Origin of the sequence: Clavibacter sp. MX14-G9D, assembly GCF_032917815.1 — a bacterium.
Classification (GTDB): domain Bacteria; phylum Actinomycetota; class Actinomycetes; order Actinomycetales; family Microbacteriaceae; genus Clavibacter; species Clavibacter michiganensis_K.
Genome location: NZ_JAVCVL010000435.1, coordinates 1 through 655, shown reverse-complemented (window position 1 = coordinate 655; position 655 = coordinate 1). Strand labels below are relative to the sequence as shown.

The 655-nt window shown below is 79.1% G+C and carries 1 protein-coding gene; it reads left to right on the top strand.

The window, feature by feature from the left end; translation table 11 throughout:
- Positions 1-214: 214 nt before the first annotated feature.
- Positions 215-655 (top strand): DUF664 domain-containing protein (locus Q6969_RS16165; protein WP_317231347.1); only part of this gene is annotated, 441 nt, incomplete at its 3' end.

The window sequence follows — 655 nt, the reverse complement described above, 5'->3', positions numbered from 1 at the left end:
CGGGCGAGGCGGCGACGCCCGTGCCCGGGGTCCTCGGGCGCGGGGGCGCGCGCGGCCTGCGCGGGAGGCCGGGCCGATGCGTCGGCGTCGGCGGTCGTGTCGTCGGCGGTCATGCGGCCCTCTCGTCGGGGCGTCTGCCCGCCTCCATCCTCCCGGTCCCCGGCGTAGGCGCCCGGGATCGGCGCCGCCCCCGTCCGGGTGACCGTCGGGTCCCGTGGACGATCTCCTCCGCCACCTCCGCCTCGCGCGCGAGGCGCTCGTGCGGAAGCCCGACGGGCTCTCGGAGCACGACGTCCGACGCCCCCTCGTGCCGACGGCGTCGAACCTGCTCGGCCTCGTCGAGCACGCTGCTGGCGTGGAGTCCGGCTACCTGGGCTCCGTCTTCGGCCGGCCGTCCACGGAGCGGCTCGCGTGGATGGACCAGGACGCCCCGCCGAACGCCGACATGCGCGCGACGGAGGAGGAGTCGCGCGCCGACATCGTGGCGCGCTCGGAGCGCGTGGCAGCGCACGCCGAGGCGACGCTCCGCGCGCTCCCGCTGGACACGGCAGGGACGGTCCCGCGGTGGCCGGGCGGGGCGGGCGACGTCACGCTGCGCGCACCGAGCGGATCGCGCGCGCGGCGGCGGGGCTGCCGCCGGTCGACTGACCGGAGG